The organism is Microbulbifer mixtoriginis (SeqCode), assembly GCF_052467945.1.
This window is the reverse complement of record NZ_CP174328.1, coordinates 2,861,962-2,881,272: the sequence shown is the minus strand read 5'-3', so window position 1 is coordinate 2,881,272 and position 19,311 is coordinate 2,861,962. Positions and strand designations below refer to the sequence as shown.

General features: G+C 51.7%; 16 protein-coding genes. 12 read left to right on the top strand and 4 right to left on the bottom strand.

All coding sequences use genetic code 11. The features are described from left to right. Positions 1-191 precede the first annotated feature (191 nt). The 6 genes from ACJJIJ_RS12645 (at position 192) to ACJJIJ_RS12620 (ending at position 9,156) form a co-directional block, all read left to right on the top strand. Positions 192-3,020 carry a 2-oxoglutarate dehydrogenase E1 component gene (locus ACJJIJ_RS12645; protein ID WP_252082927.1) on the top strand — a complete coding sequence of 943 codons (2,829 nt, stop codon included), beginning with the start codon at positions 192-194 and terminating at the stop codon, positions 3,018-3,020. A gap of 46 nt (positions 3,021-3,066) precedes the next feature. Further along, on the top strand, positions 3,067-4,260 hold the full coding sequence (gene odhB / locus ACJJIJ_RS12640) for a 2-oxoglutarate dehydrogenase complex dihydrolipoyllysine-residue succinyltransferase (RefSeq protein ID WP_444937550.1): 1,194 nt from the start codon (positions 3,067-3,069) through the stop codon (positions 4,258-4,260). Positions 4,261-4,324: 64 nt separating this feature from the next. Next, on the top strand, positions 4,325-5,767 hold the full coding sequence (gene lpdA, locus ACJJIJ_RS12635; protein WP_252082924.1) for a dihydrolipoyl dehydrogenase: 1,443 nt from the start codon (positions 4,325-4,327) through the stop codon (positions 5,765-5,767). A gap of 162 nt (positions 5,768-5,929) precedes the next feature. After that, positions 5,930-7,096 (top strand): ADP-forming succinate--CoA ligase subunit beta, encoded by a 1,167-nt coding sequence (gene sucC / locus ACJJIJ_RS12630; protein WP_252082922.1) that lies wholly within the window; start codon positions 5,930-5,932, stop codon positions 7,094-7,096. 2 nt (positions 7,097-7,098) lie between these two features. Beyond that, on the top strand, positions 7,099-7,971 hold the full coding sequence (sucD, locus tag ACJJIJ_RS12625) for a succinate--CoA ligase subunit alpha (protein ID WP_020412684.1): 873 nt from the start codon (positions 7,099-7,101) through the stop codon (positions 7,969-7,971). Between the two features lie 465 nt (positions 7,972-8,436). Continuing rightward, positions 8,437-9,156 carry a M12 family metallopeptidase gene (locus ACJJIJ_RS12620; RefSeq protein WP_444884077.1) on the top strand — a complete coding sequence of 240 codons (720 nt, stop codon included), beginning with the start codon at positions 8,437-8,439 and terminating at the stop codon, positions 9,154-9,156. 176 nt (positions 9,157-9,332) lie between these two features. Here ACJJIJ_RS12620 and ACJJIJ_RS12615 read toward each other — a convergent pair whose 3' ends face one another. Both ACJJIJ_RS12615 and ACJJIJ_RS12610 read right to left on the bottom strand, forming a co-directional pair. After that, the gene (locus tag ACJJIJ_RS12615) at positions 9,333-10,706 is read right to left on the bottom strand and encodes an MATE family efflux transporter (RefSeq protein WP_444937549.1); all 1,374 of its coding nucleotides are present in this window, start codon (positions 10,704-10,706) and stop codon (positions 9,333-9,335) included. 12 nt (positions 10,707-10,718) lie between these two features. Beyond that, complete coding sequence (locus ACJJIJ_RS12610) at positions 10,719-11,282, bottom strand: DUF2239 family protein (protein WP_444886924.1); 564 nt, start codon at positions 11,280-11,282, stop codon at positions 10,719-10,721. A 256-nt stretch (positions 11,283-11,538) separates the two neighbouring features. On the opposite strand from ACJJIJ_RS12610, the gene mtnP reads away from it, so the two are divergent. The 6 genes from mtnP to ACJJIJ_RS12580 are packed head-to-tail and all read left to right on the top strand — an operon-like array spanning position 11,539 to position 16,945. Beyond that, the gene (mtnP, locus tag ACJJIJ_RS12605; protein WP_444937548.1) at positions 11,539-12,438 is read left to right on the top strand and encodes an S-methyl-5'-thioadenosine phosphorylase; all 900 of its coding nucleotides are present in this window, start codon (positions 11,539-11,541) and stop codon (positions 12,436-12,438) included. A gap of 5 nt (positions 12,439-12,443) precedes the next feature. Next, complete coding sequence (arsS, locus tag ACJJIJ_RS12600) at positions 12,444-13,391, top strand: arsenosugar biosynthesis radical SAM (seleno)protein ArsS (protein WP_444937547.1); 948 nt, start codon at positions 12,444-12,446, stop codon at positions 13,389-13,391. 36 nt (positions 13,392-13,427) lie between these two features. Continuing rightward, positions 13,428-14,111 carry a TVP38/TMEM64 family protein gene (locus ACJJIJ_RS12595; RefSeq protein WP_444937546.1) on the top strand — a complete coding sequence of 228 codons (684 nt, stop codon included), beginning with the start codon at positions 13,428-13,430 and terminating at the stop codon, positions 14,109-14,111. Between the two features lie 7 nt (positions 14,112-14,118). Then, positions 14,119-15,594 (top strand): dihydrolipoyl dehydrogenase family protein, encoded by a 1,476-nt coding sequence (locus ACJJIJ_RS12590; RefSeq protein ID WP_444937545.1) that lies wholly within the window; start codon positions 14,119-14,121, stop codon positions 15,592-15,594. Between the two features lie 42 nt (positions 15,595-15,636). Next, positions 15,637-16,311: a TIGR04283 family arsenosugar biosynthesis glycosyltransferase gene (locus ACJJIJ_RS12585; protein WP_252082909.1), complete on the top strand. Its 675-nt coding sequence runs from the start codon at positions 15,637-15,639 to the stop codon at positions 16,309-16,311. Next, the gene (locus tag ACJJIJ_RS12580; RefSeq protein ID WP_444937544.1) at positions 16,304-16,945 is read left to right on the top strand and encodes a TIGR04282 family arsenosugar biosynthesis glycosyltransferase; all 642 of its coding nucleotides are present in this window, start codon (positions 16,304-16,306) and stop codon (positions 16,943-16,945) included. The genes ACJJIJ_RS12585 and ACJJIJ_RS12580 overlap by 8 nt, the downstream gene beginning before the upstream one ends. 93 nt (positions 16,946-17,038) lie before the next feature. On the opposite strand, the gene ACJJIJ_RS12575 is transcribed toward ACJJIJ_RS12580, so the two are convergent. Together ACJJIJ_RS12575 and mltF are read right to left on the bottom strand one after the other, a co-directional pair. Further along, positions 17,039-17,431, bottom strand: a complete 393-nt coding sequence (locus ACJJIJ_RS12575) for a hypothetical protein (protein ID WP_444937543.1) — start codon at positions 17,429-17,431, stop codon at positions 17,039-17,041. Between the two features lie 18 nt (positions 17,432-17,449). Further along, positions 17,450-18,925, bottom strand: coding sequence for a membrane-bound lytic murein transglycosylase MltF (gene mltF / locus ACJJIJ_RS12570; protein WP_252082903.1), 1,476 nt, complete (start codon positions 18,923-18,925; stop codon positions 17,450-17,452). Positions 18,926-19,311 lie beyond the last annotated feature (386 nt).

Genomic DNA, 19,311 nt, shown 5'->3' with positions numbered 1-19,311 from the left:
CAAAGCAGTCTTCAGGGCTCACCTTTGGTGGGCCCGGTGCCAGGTAGGGCGCTTATCTAATACAAAAGCCGGCTCCGGTCGGTATTAAATTAAAAAGGGGAGGTGGCTTTGTGCGCCTCCCCTTTTGTGAGTGAAGGAAAGCGCAGTGGCTGTAGCGATGAGAGTCCACTGCAATCGAGGTAGGCATCAAAATGCACGAAAGTACCATGGAGCAGCTGTGGCGTAGCTCCCATATCTCCGGGGGCAATGCTGCCTATGTGGAGGAGCTTTACGAGACCTATCTGCACGACCCCAACGGTGTACCGGAGGAGTGGCGCAATTACTTCGACAGCCTCCCCCGTGTTGAGGGCAGCAGCGATGTCTCTCACGCCGCAGTGCGCCAGCACTTCGAGCTGCTCAGCAAACACCGCGCGCGCCCAGTAGCGGCGCCCGGTTCCGGCTCCGTCAATATCGAACATGAGCGCAAGCAGATTAAAGTTCTGCAGCTGATCGATTCCTATCGCCATCGCGGCCATAAGAAAGCGACCCTAGACCCGCTCGGCCTGATGGCCCGCGAGCAGGTGCCCGATTTACAGTTGAGCTACCACGGCCTGACTGAGGGTGATTTCGATACCACCTTCAATACCGGTAGCCTGTTCCTTGGCAAAGAAGAGGCGACCCTGCGTGAGATCGTAGAAGGGTTGGAGCGCACCTACTGTGGCAATCTGGGTGCAGAGATCATGCATCTCTCCAATTTGGAAGAGCAGCAGTGGTTTCAGCAGCGCCTGGAGCGCAGCCAGTCCAAGGCCAATTTCGGCACCGATATCCAGATTGAAATCCTGCAGCGCTTGTCTGCAGCAGAGGGCCTGGAGCGCCATCTGGATTCCAAATACCCGGGTACCAAGCGCTTTGGTGTCGAGGGTGGTGAGAGTCTGATCCCGATGATGGACGCCCTGATCCGCCGCTCCGGTACCTACGGGGTGAAGGAAATCGTGATCGGCATGGCCCACCGCGGCCGTCTGAATACCCTGGTGAATATCCTCGGTAAAAACCCATCGGACCTGTTCGAAGAGTTCGAGGGCAAGAAGACCCTTGATACTTCCGGTGACGTGAAATATCACCAGGGCTTCTCCTCCAACGTAATGACTCCCGGTGGTGAAGTACACCTGGCGCTGGCCTTTAACCCGTCGCACCTGGAAATCAGTGCGCCTGTTGTGGTTGGTTCTGTACGTGCTCGCCAGGACCGTCGTAAAGACGGGACTGGTGAAAAAGTAATGCCGATTAACATCCACGGCGACGCGGCTTTTGCCGGTCAGGGTGTGGTGCAGGAAACCCTGCAGATGTCTCAGACCCGCGGTTACTACACCGGTGGTACTGTGCACATCGTACTGAACAACCAGGTGGGCTTTACCACCAGCAAGCGCGAAGACGCTCGCTCCACCGAGTACTCTACCGATCCCGCCAAGATGATCGATGCGCCGGTGCTGCACGTAAACGGCGACGACCCGGAAATGGTCGTATTGGCCGCGCTGCTGGCGGTGGACTACCGCTACGAATTTAAGAAAGACATCGTTATTGATTTGGTTTGCTACCGTCGTCGCGGCCATAACGAGACCGATGACCCCTCTGGTACCCAGCCGCTGATGTACCAGACTATCCGCAAGCATAAAACTACCCGTACCCTCTACTCCGAGAAGCTGGTGGGTGAGGGCATTCTCGATAAGGCTGCTGCGGATAAACTGGCCAACGACTACCGCGATAAACTCGATGCGGGTGAGGACGTGGCCACCGGCTTGGTGAAGCAGCCGGACTCCTCCATGTTTGTAGATTGGAGCCCCTACCTGGGCCACGACTGGCAAGTAGCTGCAGATACTGGCTATGCGCTGCCGAAGTTGCAGGATGTGGCCAACCGTATGACCGCTGTGCCCGATGGCATTGTGATGCAGCGCCAGGTCTCCAAGATTTACGATGACCGCCGCAAGATGGCCGGTGGCGCACTGCCCTTGAACTGGGGCATGGCGGAAACCCTGGCTTATGGCACTTTGCTGGAAGAGGGCTTTATGGTCCGCTTTACCGGTGAAGACGTGGGTCGCGGAACCTTCTCCCACCGTCATGCGGTGATTCACAGCCAGAAAGATGGCCAGAGCTATGTGCCTTTGCAGCATATGTTCGAAGACCAGCCGCCTTTCTACATCTACGACTCGCTGCTGTCTGAAGAGGCGGTGTTGGCGTTTGAATACGGCTACGCCACCACTACACCAAAGTCCCTGGTGGTTTGGGAGGCTCAGTTCGGTGATTTCGCCAACGGTGCCCAGGTAGTAATCGACCAGTTCATCACTTCCGGTGAGCACAAGTGGGGCCGTATGTGCGGCCTGGTAATGCTGCTGCCGCACGGCTACGAAGGCCAGGGTCCGGAGCATTCCTCCGCACGTTTAGAGCGCTTTATGCAGCTGTGTGCCGAGCACAATATCCAGGTGTGTAATGCCACTACTCCGGCACAGATCTTCCACCTGCTGCGTCGTCAGGCGGTACGCCCGATGCGTCGTCCGCTGGTGATTATGAGCCCGAAATGGATTTTGCGTCACAAGCTGGCCACCTCCAGCCTGGAAGAGCTGGCCGAAGGCCGCTTCCATAACGTGATCCAGGACCAGGGCGTAGACCCAGAAAAAGTGAAACGCTTGGTGCTGTGCTCCGGCAAGGTTTACTACCACCTGCTGGAAGCCCGAATGGAGCGTGAGCAGGAAGATGTTGCGTTCGTACGAATCGAACAGCTGTACCCATTCCCAGACGAAGAGTTTGTGGAAGCGGTATCCGCATTCAAGAAGATCAAGAGTGTTGCTTGGTGTCAGGAAGAGCCCATGAACCAGGGCGCCTGGTACTCCAGCCAGCACCACTTGCGTCGTCTACTGTCGGAAACCCATCCGAAGCTGGATCTGGAATACGTGGGCCGCGCCCCATCCGCAGCACCTGCGGCAGGCTATATGTCCACGCACCTTGAAGAACAGAATAAGTTCATCAACGAGGCGCTGACCGTCAAGTAACCGGCGGCAGTAATAAGTGAAGAGTCAATCTCAGGAAACAGAAAAAATGACGATCGAGATTAAAGCGCCAACTTTCCCTGAATCTGTTCAGGACGGAACTGTCGCCACCTGGCATAAACAACCCGGTGAAGCTGTGTCCCGCGATGAACTGATCGTGGACATCGAGACCGATAAAGTTGTGCTGGAAGTTGTTGCACCTGCCGATGGTGCCCTGACTGAAATCATCAAGGGTGAGGGTGATACCGTCCTCTCCAATGAAGTGATTGCCAAGTTTGAAGCGGGCGCTGGCGCGGCCGCTGCCCCGGCGGCAGAAAAAGCAGAAGCTCCGGCTGCCGAACCGGCTGCCCCCGCTGCTGGCGACAAAATTGCCATGCCATCCGCCAAGAAAATGGCTGCTGAGAAGGGTGTCGATCTGGCGGGTGTTGAAGGCACTGGCAAGGGTGGCCGTGTTCTCAAAGAAGACGTAATGAAAGCTGGCACTGCGCCTGCCGCTGCTGCGCCCGCCGCTGCTGCTGAAGTGGCTGTTGCTCCGGGCGAGCGCGTGGAGAAGCGTGTTCCTATGACCCGCATGCGCAAGCGTATTGCTGAACGCCTGCTGGATGCCTCCCAGTCCACCGCCATGCTCACCACCTTTAACGAGGTGAACATGAAGCCGGTCATGGACTTGCGCAAGAACTACAAAGACCTGTTCGAAAAAACCCACAACGGCACTCGCCTGGGCTTTATGGGTTTCTTCGTGAAAGCTGCGGTAGAAGCGTTGAAGCGCTACACCGCGGTGAACGCGTCTATCGATGGTAACGATATCGTTTACCACGGTTACCAGGATATCGGTGTAGCGGTTTCCTCTCCGAAAGGCCTGGTTGTACCGATTCTGCGCAATGCGGAAAACATGGGCCTGGCGGATATGGAAAACAATATCCGCGATCTGGGTGTTCGCGCCCGCGATGGTAAATTGTCTATCGAAGAGATGACTGGCGGTACCTTCACCATTACCAACGGTGGTGTATTCGGCTCCCTGCTGTCCACTCCGATCCTGAACCCGCCGCAAACCGCAATTCTGGGTATGCACAAAATCCAGGAGCGCCCGATGGCGGTAAATGGCAAGGTGGAAATCCTGCCGATGATGTACCTGGCGCTGTCCTATGACCACCGTCTGATCGACGGTAAAGAAGCGGTTGGCTTCCTGGTAGCGATCAAGGAAATGATCGAAGATCCAGCGCGTATCTTGCTCGAAGTTTAAAAAATAAGTTCTGGGGCCTGCGGGCCCCTCGATCACACTGCATTAGAAATATCTGGAACTGATCATGTCGGAAAAATTTGACGTAATCGTAATCGGCTCTGGTCCTGGTGGTTATGTCGCTGCCATCCGTGCCGCTCAGCTGGGCCTGAAGACTGCTTGTATTGAAAAGTGGAAAAACAAGGAAGGTAAATACGTTAACGGCGGTACCTGCCTGAACGTAGGTTGTATTCCCTCCAAGGCACTGCTGGACAGCTCCTGGAAGTACCACGAGGCCAAAGACGCTCTCGACGTGCACGGCATTGAAGTCGGCAAGGTCAAGATGGATGTGAGCAAGATGATCGAGCGCAAGGGCGAGATCGTTAAGAAGCTGACCGGCGGCGTAGCTGGCCTGTTCACCGCCAATAAAGTGACCTCCATTTTCGGTACCGGTAAACTGCTGGCCAACAAGAAAGTGGAAGTCACTGACGACGAAGGCAACAGCACTGTCTACGAAGCCGAAAATGTCATTCTGGCTTCCGGTTCTGTACCGGTAAATATTCCACCTGCTCCGGTAGACAACAAAATTATTGTCGATTCCACCGGTGCTCTGGAGTTCTCTGAAACGCCCAAACGTTTGGGCGTTATCGGTGCCGGCGTTATCGGCTTGGAGCTCGGTTCAGTATGGAACCGCCTGGGCTCTGAAGTGGTTGTTCTGGAAGCGATGGATAAGTTCCTGGCGATCATGGACCAACAGGTTGCCAAAGAATCCCAGAAGATCTTCAAGAAGCAGGGCCTGGATATCCGCCTCGCTTGCCGCGTAACCGGCTCTGAAGTGAAGGGCGAGGAAGTGGTTGTTACTTACCAGGACAAAGATGGTAAAGAGCACCAGGAAACTTTCGACAAGCTGATCGTCTGCGTTGGCCGTCGTCCTTACACTGAAGGCCTGTTGTCTGAAGATGCCGGCGTGAAGATGGACGAGCGTGGATTTATCTACGTTAACGACCTGTGCATGACTTCTGCACCGGGCGTATGGGCGATCGGTGACGTGGTACGCGGTCCGATGCTGGCGCACAAGGCTTCTGAAGAAGGTGTTGTAGTCGCTGAGCGCATCGCCGGCCAGAAGCCAATGATGAACTACGACGTGATCCCCAACGTTATTTACACTCACCCGGAAATCGCTGCGGTTGGTCGCACCGAAGAGCAGGTGAAGGCCGATGGCGAGCCTTACAACGTAGGTAGCTTCCCGTTTGCGATCAACGGTCGCGCTATGGCTGCCAACGATACCCAGGGCTTTGTGAAAATCATCGCTCACGCGGAAACTGACCGTGTACTGGGTGCCCACATCGTTGGCCCGTCTGCTGCCGATCTGGTTCAGCAAGTGGCGATCGCGATGGAATTCGGCTCCAGCGCCGAAGATATCGGTATGACCGTATTCGCACACCCGACTCTGTCTGAGACCGTGAAAGAAGCGGCATTGGGCGTGAACGGTCATGCGATTCACACCGTAAATCGCAAGAAGCGCAAGTAAGAAGTTTTTTCGATATCGGGGCACTAATTATTGATTAATTAGCGCCCCGGTTTCATTTGCGGAATTCAAAATTTGCAACGACGGAAATTTTGAGTTTTGTCTTTCAGGTGCAGAGAGATCTGCAATTAATAAACACATTTCACATGTGAATTGGTATTGACTATGAACTTGCATGAGTATCAGGGCAAACAACTGTTTGCGGCATACGGATTGCCGGTTTCCAAAGGCATTGCAGCGGAAACCCCGGCAGCGGCAGTAGCAGCGGCTGACGAAATTGGCGGTGATAAGTGGGTAGTAAAGGCCCAGGTACACGCTGGTGGCCGCGGTAAGGCTGGCGGAGTAAAGCTGGTAGATTCCAAGGCAGAAATTGAAGAGTTTGCCAAGAAGTGGCTGGGCGAGCGCCTGGTAACTTACCAAACAGACGAAAATGGCCAGCCTGTTTCCCGTATCCTGGTTGAAAGCTGCACCGACATTGACCAAGAACTGTACCTTGGCGCCGTTGTTGACCGCTCCACCCGTCGTATCGTTTTCATGGCTTCCACCGAAGGCGGCGTTGAGATCGAGAAAGTAGCGGAAGAGACTCCGGAAAAAATCCTGAAAGCCACCATCGACCCGCTGGTAGGCGCTCAGCCTTACCAGGCGCGCGAGCTGGCTTTCAAACTGGGCCTGAACCCGACTCAGGTGAAGCAGTTCACCAAGATCTTCCTCGGCCTGGCGAAAATGTTCGAAGAAAAAGATCTGGCCCTGCTTGAGATCAACCCACTGGTAATTACTACCGAAGGCAACCTGCACTGCCTGGACGCCAAAGTGGTAATCGACAGCAACGCGCTGTACCGCCACGCGGACCTGCGCGAAATGCACGATCCTTCCCAGGAAGATTCCCGTGAAGCGCACGCTGCCAAGTTCGACCTGAACTACGTAGCTCTCGATGGCAACATCGGTTGCATGGTAAACGGTGCTGGTCTGGCCATGGGTACCATGGACATCGTAAACCTGCACGGCGGCAAGCCAGCTAACTTCCTGGACGTTGGCGGCGGCGCGACCAAAGAGCGCGTTGTTGAAGCGTTCAAGATCATCTTGTCTGACGAGAACGTAAAAGCCGTACTGATCAACATCTTCGGTGGTATCGTTCGCTGTGACATGATCGCCGAAGGCGTTGTGGGCGCAGTAAAAGAAGTTGGCGTTAAAGTACCGGTTGTTGTACGCCTGGAAGGTAACAACGCAGACCTGGGCGCCAAGGTTCTGAGCGACAGTGGCCTGAACATTATCGCGGCGACCAGCCTGACCGATGCGGCTCAGCAAGTGGTTAAAGCTGCGGAGGGTAAATAATCATGTCAGTATTGATTAACAAAGACACTAAAGTAATCTGCCAGGGCTTCACCGGCTCCCAGGGTACTTTCCACTCCGAGCAAGCGATTGCTTACGGCACCAAGATGGTTGGTGGTGTAACTCCGGGTAAAGGCGGCCAGACTCACCTGGGCCTGCCAGTATTCGATACCGTTAAAGAAGCGGTAGAGAAGACCGGCGCTGAAGCTTCCGTAATTTACGTACCTGCGCCTTTCTGTAAGGACTCCATTCTGGAAGCGGCCAACGCTGGTATCAAGCTGATTGTTTGTATCACCGAAGGTATCCCGACTCTGGATATGCTCGACGCTAAAGTGAAGTGCGACGAGTTGGGCGTGCGCCTGATCGGCCCGAACTGCCCGGGTGTTATCACTCCGGGTGAGTGCAAGATCGGTATTATGCCGGGTCACATCCACAAGCCGGGTAAAGTGGGCATCGTTTCCCGTTCCGGCACTCTGACCTATGAAGCGGTTAAGCAAACTACCGACTACGGCTTTGGCCAGTCCACTTGTGTGGGCATCGGTGGCGACCCCATCCCGGGCTCCAACTTCATCGATATCCTGGAAATGTTCCAGAACGATCCGCAGACCGAAGCGATTGTTATGATCGGTGAGATCGGTGGTACTGCTGAAGAAGAAGCCGCTGCTTACATCAAGGAAAATGTTACTAAGCCTGTAGTTTCCTACATCGCTGGTGTAACTGCTCCTCCCGGCAAGCGTATGGGTCACGCGGGCGCGATCATCTCCGGTGGTAAAGGCACCGCTGACGAGAAGTTCGCTGCTCTGGAAGACGCTGGTGTTAAAACCGTGCGCTCCCTGGCTCAGATCGGCGACGCTCTGAAGGAAGTTACTGGCTGGTAAGTAATTACTAGCTGGCTAGCACAAAAAAAGGCCACCCTTTGGGTGGCCTTTTTTGTTTATTAAACTCAACCGTCATCCTAATTCCGTGCCAATCTTTCCCTTGGCTTCTTTTGTTGCCAGATTAATTTCGCTGCGCAGCCATTTTAATTTTCACGCTACTCACTATTTCTGTGCATTTTGCCGATATTTTTCTTCTGCCTTGTGGTTTTTTCATATTTTTTCTTTTTTATGTAATTAAATATTGAATGATATTTATTGTTGTTTGAGAAAGTATCTTATTTTTTATTTTTTCTTGGAGTGTTTTAGGAGTTATTTAATTTTTTCTAGGTGTTGTGAATTTGTTGGGGTATAAATTCCTTGTTGGGATTAAATGCGGAGGTTGGCTTTTAAGAGTCCGGTTGTAAGTTAGATAAAGGATTTATTAACCCTCAAAATAATGACCAAATAATTGTGGAGGTTCACAGCATGGGGCTATCAATAGATAAAAATATTCGAAATATTTCATATAAGCTGGTCTTTAGTGGTTTTTCTTTGGATAGAAATGAGGATGTTGGCGGAGTCTGGCCCAATGGGATCGTTAAATATTACGTACCGAATAATCTTGATGCTGGCTATGTGACGGCGGTTAAGAAAGCCATGTCCCGCTGGGAGTTGTGTATTTATCGGGCGTTTCAGTTTGCGGCGATTAAATTTTTGCAGGTGGGAGCGGCCGGGCAGGGTGTGATTACTATCCGGGATAATGATAGTAGTGCCACCGTAGGTTATACCAATACAACAAATCAGTATTGCGGTGTTAATTGGAGAGGGAATCGGGCTGCGATTGCCTCGCTTCCACATGAAATTGGTCATACCCTGGGATTGGCCCACGAGCATATGCGTTCAGATGCTCCCATGGCAGTGCAGAGCACACTGGACTCTTTACAAGTGCAAACCCGCACCCAGACAATGGCACGCTTTATGACTCATGGCTCGTCATTCGATGGTCAGTCTATCATGATGTACGATGCTCAAGCTCAGGCGCTGGGGGTCAGGGAAAATACCAGGACAGGCGGTTGTAAAATTACCCCCAACCAGGTAAATAATTCAAGTTGGAATCCCAGCGCGGGTGATTTGAATATGCTTTCCTATTTGTATGATGGTAGGCGTCTGACCTTACCAAGATCTTTTGCGATGCCAATGGTGTAGATCAGTTCGTTGCTGCAAAGGTGGCTTAAAAAAGGGAGTCAGTATCTCCCTTTTTTACTTTTTTATTTTCTTCTCTAACCGTACCCTCTAAATTTCTAGCTCTTTAGGCTTAAGCGCAAAATTTACTAAAAGATAAATTGCATTTTCTATCTGTGCCGCTGAAGTATTCGGTGCTGCTAGGTGCTATACAGACCGTATTTGTGACCGTGTGTGCGGCTGCGCTGGTAAAGAATAAAAGCCGTCAGGCTAAGTAGTAATAACTCAGCAATGGGCCCTGCATACCAGATTCCAACTTCACCAACGGCCAGAGGTAGTAGCACTATTAAAGGCAGTAAAAATATATAAGTTTTTGCCAGTCCGAGAATGGCTGCTCGTTTGGCGTCACCAATCGCCTGGAAGAAGGTATTAACCATCATGAGGGGGCCAGCCAAGAAATAAACCAGAGTCATCATTGGCAGGATACGCGCAACTTCTTCAATGATCAGAGGATCGTTAACAAATAACCCACCTAAAGTGTCTTTAAAAATAATGACGGCAAGCTGAAGTAGCAGGCAGTAGCCGAATGCCGCAGTTAGGGCGATATTGATGCTACTATCCATTCGCGACCAGATCTTTGCGCCAGCATTATTACCTGCCACCGTTTGAAAAGCCTGGCTTAAGCCGAGTAGGGGTAGAAAAATAAAAGTCATAATCCGAGTGGTAATACCGTAGGCACTAACGGTAGCGTCATAGTTTTCCGCTCCCCATGCCTGTAGGCTGAATATAACTGCCATAGAGGTGAGGGAAACGCCGATATAGCTCAAACTAGCCGGTAAGCCCAAGGACAGAAACTCTCTCCAATATTGTTTCTCATAGGAGAGGCGGATGACCTGTGTATCAATGACTGTTTTTCCGTAATGACGATAGCCGGCCACTATCATCAGGGCGATTGATTGAGCCAATGCTGTTCCATAAGCGGAGCCCGCTACTCCCATTTGAAACTGGGCAATAAAAATATAGTTAAAAACGATATTAAGAAGTATGGAGCTTAAAGAAACTATCGCCATCAGCGATAGTTTCCCCTCACAGCGTAATGTGTCGGAGTTTACGGAACCAATAAATAGGGCGGGAGACAGGAAAACAAGAATTGTTAAATAGGTGTAGCCCATATCCGCCAACGGCTGGGAGCCATTGGCTACCAACATCGTCAATTGTTTACCCCCAAGAGTAAACAGCACCATAAGAAGGCCGCAAACTAACAGTGCCAAGGTGATTGCCTGAGAGAAAGCCTGTTTTGCCTTATCTGTTTTTCCCGCGCCCAAGAGTCTGGCCTGAACGCTGGAGTAGCCAGCCGATATTAAGGAGGATAGTGCCACTAACAACATAAACATTGGAAATGTCAGGGTGACAGCTGCCAGTGCGTCAGGGCCTACATACTCCCCCAGGAAATAAGCATCCAGCAGGGTAAAAGAGCCGTTTACCAACATTATAAAAATGATCGGTGCCGCTGTTTTGAAGAAAACCGGTAAAAGTGCATCCTTGAGGAAAATGTTGTCTTGTTGTTCGCTCATATACGATCCCTATTACTTATTTCCACTATGTATCTCTGCAATATCATTAAATTTGGCCAAAACAAAGTGTTTGATTTCTTCTGGCCAGGCTCGGATGGCTTTTTCAAAGCTTACTTTGCTATTTCGATAGAGGGAGCGGCTGGCATCTTCGAAGCCTGGGGCGTCACCAACAACCTGCAGCATAAATCTATCGAGTTGATGCTGGCTTGTGGTGATACGCTCTTCGAGTGAAATATTTTTCTGGGCCTGCTCCACCAGCTTGCGCAGGGTAACGGAGGCTCCGCCTGGTTGCTGTCTCAGCCACTCCCAGTGACGGGGTAACAATGTGACTTCCTTGGAAATGACTCCCAGCTTTGGGCGCCCTCGCTTTGCACTGGTAGGTGTTGTGCTGGGCTTCAATCTGGTTAGTACCGTCTCAATATCGCCTTGCCAATCGATCTCGATTCTTTGGCAGTTATCGGTTGAAAAAACCATGGGTTCAAGTGGTGTTTCACGGGATTTTACCTGGCGAACGATCGACTCCAGTGTGCCCCGTGCAATCAGTTGTTGTCGCTCAATGGCTATGTACTCTGGCACAACAAAAGTCTCCTATTAATTTATCCGGGCAAAATAATATTACCAGGGTAAATATAGGCGATCAATTTGTCTATGTACAGCAAAGGTCTCTCGCCAGATCTACTGGTATGTGCTGAAGGACTACTATCGGTGGGATTACTGTGAGTATTTCTGGCTCTAGGTGCGTTCTTAGGGAGTATTTTGCACCCCATCTGCCGATATACAGGGTCATTGCTCAATTCTATACTGCGGAAAAACTAACTACTTAGGAGTGAACATGGCTAGAGCACTGGTTGGTGTGATTGGGGGGAGTGGTCTCTATGAAATGCCGGGGCTGACTGATGTGCAAGAGGTTCAAGTGGAGACCCCATTTGGCCCGACATCGGATCCGATTCTGTGTGGCAAGCTGCAGGGTATCCCGATTGCTTTTCTCTCCCGCCATGGACGCGGTCACAGGCTGATCCCCTCTGAGGTGCCCTACAGGGCAAATATCCATGGGTTGCGCCAGTTGGGTGTGCGCTATCTGCTCTCTCTCTCGGCGGTTGGCTCTCTGCAGGAGAAGGTCAGGCCACTGGATATGTTGATTCCCGATCAGTTTATCGACATGACGCGCAAGCGTGAGAGCACTTTTTTTGGTGGCGGCGCAGTGGCACATGTCTCTATGGCAGACCCCGTATGTTCCGCAGTGGCGGATTGTCTGGCGCGGGCCTTTTCTTCTACCCAGGCAGAGCAGCCGGTGCAGTTACATCGGGGTGGTAGTTACTTGTGCATTGAGGGGCCACAGTTCTCAACGCGAGCGGAATCCCACTGGTATCGCAGCATGGGGGCGTCGGTTATTGGTATGACCAATATGCCAGAGGCGAAATTGGCGCGAGAGGCACAGATTGCCTACGCCACACTCGCAATGGCCACCGATTACGACTGTTGGCACCCTCGTGAGCAAGCGGTTACCGCAGAAGTGGCAATCGCCAATCTGCAGCAAAATGCTGCGCGTGCCCAGTTGATAGCAGCAGAGGCCATTCGATTATTGGGTATGGAGAAACCTGACTCCATTGCCCATACGGCATTGACCAGTGGATTGGTCACACCTGTGGAAACAATGTCGCAGGGCCAGCTTGCTGTAATAAAACCACTGCTTGAACCGACACAATCAGTGTTGGAAGAAGTGGAGCACTGAGACATATGCATGAAACACTGCCATTACTTGAAATATCCGATTTCCCGGCAATACGCCGCAGTACTATCGAAACCCTGCAGCTCAACATTGGTTATCGCTGTAATCAGTCTTGTGTGCACTGCCATGTAAACGCGGGCCCCAATCGCACGGAAATGATGTCGGATGCAAACTTGGCACTGCTGTTGGAGGTCATTGAGAAGCGCCGTATTCGGAGACTGGATATTACTGGTGGCGCACCGGAATTACATTGGGGGTTTCGCGGCTTGGTCAGTGCTGCACGGGCATTGGGAGTGCAGGTTATTGATCGGTGTAATCTCACAGTTTTGTTCGAGCCAGGCCAGGAAGATACTGCGGAGTTTCTCGCCCGAAATCATGTGGAAGTGGTCGCTTCTCTTCCTTGTTATTCCATGGGTAACGTCGATAAACAGCGCGGCAAAGGGGTCTTTGACAAGAGTATTGCCGGTCTGCAAAAGCTCAATGAACTGGGTTATGGCAAGCCAGAAAGTGGTTTGCAGTTAAATTTGGTATACAACCCTCAAGGCCCCTTCTTACCCCCAGAGCAGAGTGTCCTGGAGGCGGACTATCGCAGAGAATTGAGAAGGCAATTTAATATTGAGTTCAATCAATTGTTTGCGCTCGCCAATATGCCCATCAAGCGCTTTGGTTCCATGTTGATTTCCAAGGGGCAGTTTAAAGATTATATGACTTTATTACGTGACAGTTATAGCGCTGAAAATCTCGATGGCGTTATGTGTCGCAGCCTGGTGAGTGTTGACTGGCAGGGGAATCTATTCGATTGCGATTTTAATCAGCAGCTAGATATTCCTGTGCCAGGTAGGCCGCACCTGCATGATTTACTCGATGAGAATCTGCAGGGGAGCGCGATTGCAGTGGCAGATCACTGCTATGGCTGTACTGCGGGGCAGGGTAGTAGCTGTGGCGGAGCACTGTAAGAGGAAAGGGTTTTATAGCCATAGGGCAGGAATAATATGAGTAAAAAAATACTGCTGTTGGTGGTTATCGCGGTATTGGTGATTGCTTTTTACGCACTTGATTTACATCTCTGGTTGAGTCTAGACAAGTTGCAGGAAGGCGGGGAGCAATTCCAGCAATGGAAAGCGGCCTCACCATTTTTAGTGAGTTTCCTGTTTTTAGTTTTTTATATTTTGGTGACCGGCTTGTCCTTGCCTGGCGCGGCTATTCTCACCATAGCCGCTGGTGCGATTTTTGGTTTGTTGTGGGGCACCGTTATTGTGTCTTTTGCTTCCAGTATCGGTGCCACTCTGGCTTTTCTTATGGCCCGCTACTTATTTCGCGATTATATTCAGGAAAGGTTTGCGGTACGCCTCCAAGTTGTGAATAAAGGTATTGAGCGGGAGGGCGCATTTTATCTTTTTGCCCTGCGCCTTGTACCTATTTTCCCGTTTTTTCTGATTAATATCTTGATGGGGTTAACCCACCTGCGAGTCTGGACATTTTATTGGGTGAGCCAGTTAGGCATGCTTGCGGCCACAATTGTCTACGTGAATGCGGGAACGCAACTCGCCCGAATAGAAAGCCTTAAAGATATCGCTTCCCCTCAATTGCTTTTGTCCTTTGCGCTGCTGGGTATTTTCCCTCTATTGGCAAAATACTTCCTCAACTGGCTTAAACGTCGCCGCGAGGCCAAGTGAGACTCCAATGAAAAAACCTAAAAAGTTTGACCGTAATATTATTGTTATCGGAGCAGGTGCTGCAGGGTTGGTCAGTGCTTATATTTCTGCGGCAGTAAAAGCGAAGGTGACATTAATTGAGTCTGGGGACATGGGGGGGGATTGCCTGAATACCGGCTGTGTGCCCAGTAAGGCATTGATCAAGTGTGCTCGTGTAGCGCACTCCGCACGTACTGCGGGTAATTTTGGTGTGCGCCTGCCGGAACCGGAGATTGATTTTCCTGGGGTGATGCGGCATGTGCGTGAATCTATCCAGCAGATAGAGCCTCATGACAGCGTGGAGCGTTATTCAGAGCTCGGTGTGGAAGTGATAAAAGGCTATGCACGTTTGGTTGATCCCTGGACAGTTGATATCACTTTGAAAAGTGGCGGTGAAAGATCTTTGCGTGGGCGTGCCATTATCCTGGCTACTGGTGCCGAGCCTATAGTGCCGCCATTCCCCGGCCTTGATACAGTTAATTATCTGACGAGTGAAACACTCTGGGATAGGTTTGCTCAACTGGATAAGGTTCCGCAAAGATTGGTATTACTGGGAGGCGGTGCCATTGGTTGTGAGCTGGCCCAGGCGTTTACCCGTTTGGGGTCTCGGGTGACCTTGATTGAGCGGGATGAACGTCTACTCCCCCAGGAAGATCACGAAGTATCGGAGGCTGTTGCCAAGGCATTGAAATCTGAAGGGGTATGTCTTCTCACTGGGCATGAGGCAGTTTCTTTTAGTGGCAATAAAGGTCGCCAGGAGAGCACATTACATTTACGTAATGCCGAGGGTGAAACACAGGTGACATTTGATGAGGTTATCCTGGCACTTGGCAGGCGCGCTCGCACCAAGGGCTTCGGGCTGGAAAAATTGGATTTATTGCAGGATGGTAAACTATCAACCGATACTTTCCTGCGCACTCGCCACCCCCATATTCTCGCGGCTGGGGATCTTGCCGGTCCCTATCAGTTTACCCATATGGCTTCGCACCAGGCCTGGTATGCTGCAGTGAATGGCCTTTTTGGTGATATCAAGAAATTTGCCGTAGATTACTCGCTGGTACCTCGGGCAGTTTTTACCGATCCTGAGTTGGCCAGTGTTGGGTTCAGTGAGCTCGAGGCCAAGCGACATGATATTGCTTATGAGGTAACTCGTTATAATCTTGATGATCTGGATCGGGCTATTGTAGATGGGGCGGCACAGGGTTTTATTAAAGTAATAACAGTACCAGGTAAAGATAAAATATTAGGCGTTTCAATTGTTGGTGAAAATGCGGCAGAGCTTATCGCCGAGTTTGTGTTTGCTATGAAGCAGGGGCTGGGGCTGAATAAAATCCTATCCACCATTCATATCTATCCGACAATGACCGAAGGCAATAAATTTGTTGCAGGAAACTGGAAGCGGGCCAATGCACCCAAACGCTTGCTGCGCTGGTTGGAAAAATTTCACCAGTGGAGACTGGGGTAAGGCCTAAGTAAAAAAGGGATGAGGCGGAGTTGAGGCAAGATAGTGCAATACAGTGTTATTGTGCCCCTGTTAAATGAGCGGGAGCAGTTACCCAAGCTTGTAGCGCAACTGAGGGAGCTGGTCGCATACAGCAGTTGTGAAATAATCCTGGTTGATGGTGGCAGTAGTGATGGTAGTGCAGAGATAGCCGCTGCAGCCGGGTTGCGGGTAATTCAATCCCAACGTGGACGCGCGCTTCAAATGAATGCGGGTGCTTCGGTTGCCTGTGGCAGTTGGTTGTTATTCCTACATGCAGATACTCGCCTACCGCAAGGTGCTCTGAGTGCCATTGCCTCTGCCTCGGTTAGGGGGGCACAATGGGGACGTTTTAATATTCGTATCAGTGGAGACAGCCTGTGGTTTCCCCTGATTTCTACCATGATTAATTGGCGCTCTCGTTTGAGTGGGATCGCCACAGGTGATCAGGCGATTTTTGTTCGCCGCTCTCTCTTCAATGAGGTGGGAGGTTATGCCCGGCAACCACTGATGGAAGATATTGAGTTGAGCCGGCAACTGTTAGAAATAGCGCGGCCCCATTGTCTGCGTCAGAGAGTCACTACCTCTGGGCGCCGCTGGCAAAAGTTCGGAATTTGGCGCACAGTCTTGTTAATGTGGCGTTTGCGTTTCGATTACTGGCGCGGCGTTCCGGCGGAGTGTCTGGCAAAACGCTATGAGTAACTCTTCTCTGCCCTCTCTGCGTTTGGTGGTAATGGCTAAGGCGCCCCTTCCCGGCTATGCAAAAACCCGTTTGATTCCAGCTCTTGGGGAGCAGGGTGCCGCCTCTTTGGCTGAGCGTTTGTTGCAGCAGACATTAATGGAAGCAGTAAAAGCCGACCTCGGCCCAGTAGAGTTGCATGTTACACCGGACTCCTTGCATCCCTTCTGGCAAACACTAGCCCTACCCAGGGGGGTAACTCTGCATAATCAGACGCAAGGCGACCTAGGCCAGCGTTTGTGGCAAGCGGCCAATACTTATCAGGTGGCGGGCCAGGGACTTTTATTACTGGGCACAGATTGCCCTGCATTAACGGCCGCGCGTCTGCGTAAGGCGGCCGTTGCGCTAAAGAATGCCGATGCAGTTATGTACCCGGCAAAAGATGGTGGATACACCCTGTTGGGGCTCAAGCGGGTGCACTGGAGATTGTTTGAGGACATTTCCTGGAGCACGGAGGTGGTTGCCCAGCAAACCCTGGAGCGCCTACAGGAATGTGCAATGCTCTGCCGGTGTTTGGAAGTGCTACCAGATATTGATGAGCCAGAGGACTTGCAGTTTTTGCCTTGTGCCTGGGGAGTGTCTCAAGCGGAAAGCTAGCTGGTTTCTACTAGTCAGGTGGGGATTCAACAAATTATCCGTTGTACAGTGTGCCTTTTATAGGGGGCGGCCAGTGTAATTGCTATGAAGGAATTAGCTGGGGTAGGGAGGCTCCAGAAAGATGATTTCCCGAATGACTTGCCAGCGCCCATCCTCATAAACTAGGTCGATGCCCAGCCTTAATTTTCTTTCCTGGCCGGCTAAGTTATTTTTTCGGGAAAATATTACCAGCGCAGAGCTGTTGTTCGCTGCCACATGGTGAATTTTTGTCCAGCTGTTCAGTGGCAATTCACCGGCATCGCGCTTGCGTTTGAATAAATCGATAAATGCGCTCTTATCGGCCAGGGTCAACTGGTCAGAATCATCGAGCATGTAGACCTGCATATTCCTGTGGTAGGCGCTTTCCAACTCATCTACTCGGCAGTGGACTCCAGCCTGTACAAGATAATCGATAAACTCCTCGATCTCTTTAACAGTGTCTTCCATCTCTTTGGCGCCTGTAATTCATAGCGCGGGTGCGGCACTACCTTCCGTTTCCACTGCGCTGTTCTCTGCAAGAATCCCACCGTTTTCATCATTGGCTGCCAGGCGTTGTTCTTCGATACGGCTGGTCCAGCTCAGCAGAGCCTGGTAGTGGCGGATATTTTGCACATAGGTGACCGGCTCCCAGCCGCGTGCGTAGCCGTGCTTGGTAGATTTGTAATACTGGCGCTTGGCCAGTAGTGGTAGATGGTCGCGTACATCCGGCCACAGATCCGGGTTTCCGCCCATACGCTGGGTGAGTACGCGGGCGTCTTCCAGATGACCGTAGCCCACGTTGTAGGCGGCCAGAGCCATCCAGGTTCTGTCGGGCTCGCGGATGCGTTCCGGTAGCTTGTTGCGGATATGTACGATATAGCGAGCGCCGCCCTCAATACTCTCTTCCGGGTTGAGGCGGTTGACCCCCAGCTCTTTGGCGGTATTCAAAGTAAGCATCATCAGGCCACGAACCCCAGTGCGTGAGCGAGCGCGGGGATTCCAGTGGGATTCCTGGTAGCTGAGTGCAGCCAACAGATGCCAATCCAACTCGTATTGATCGGCCACTTTTTGCATAACTCCGCGCCATTTGGGCAGTCGCTCGCGGCTACGCCTGGCGAATGCCTGGGCACCACCGGGATTCAGTTCGCTGACGTGACCAAAAAATTCCTCGCGCAGCTGTGCGATCATGCCGTTAGTATTGGCACGCAACATAAACAGTCGCGCTCGCTGGTAGAGGCTGTCGTCGTCACTCTTGGGAAAAGCCCAGGAAACCGGTTGGAACTGGCTGAGATTAAAAGCCACTCCAGTTTTGGGGTAGAGCCCGCGGTGCACAGCGTAGGCGTTGGAATCCACCACCGCATAGCTGTATTGGCCCTGGTGTACCATCTCTACCAGCTCCATAGCGTCGACATCAGAAACTTCTTCCCAGCGCAAATTGGGGTAACGCTGTGAGAGTTTTTGTAATTCTTCGGCATGGGCGCTGCCAGCGATAACCGCAATGGTCTTACCTTCAAGGTCACTGGTTCTGCGCGGACGTTTTTCTCCGAGGCGGTAGATAATCTGTTGGCGAACTTCGAAATAAGAAGGGGAGAAACGCACTTGTTCACGGCGCTCCGGGGTCACTGTCAGCCCGGCGGCGGCAAAATGAGCACCCTCTTCGGGATCGCGCAGGCGAGCGAACATATCATCCAGGCTGTGCACATCGCGAATTACCAGCTTGACTCCCAGCTCTTCGGCAAAAGCGTGCAGCATGCCGTACTCAAAACCGGTGGGATTGCCAGAGGCGTCTTCGTAATAGGTGGTAGGGCCGTTTTGCGAGAGGACAACAAGTTCACCGGAAGCTTTAATTCGCTCCAGGGTATTCGGTGCTTTACTGGCAACTAATAGGGAGGCACAGCAGGACAGCGCGATACCTTTGCACACGCGGCGGACATAGCGCAGCGCTCGGCTTCTCATCATCATAGGCTGTCCCCTCTAGCTCGTCCGTTGGTTTTATCGCTGTTATGCCTAAGGCCTGCTGCGGGTATTTCCGCCAGGGCTTTCCTCGCCAATGATGGCACAGTCTGCCAATTTTACATTATTTGACGACAATCTGCCCAATTTGGCTTTAGGACACTGTGACATGGGCGCTTGAAATGCCATTAAGACTTTTGTAGGGAGTTTTAACCCCCTAGTAAAATCGGTGAATTTACAACTGGTTTTGTTCGCCTTTTGATCACATTGATTGCTATTTAGTTCATGTGTACTCAAGTGACGGGCGGGTGTGTTGGAGTTGCGGCGCTTCGGGTACAATTGCGCCTCTCAAATTTCCGGGGCCTTGTGCGATTCTTCTTTCGCGCAATCTTTCT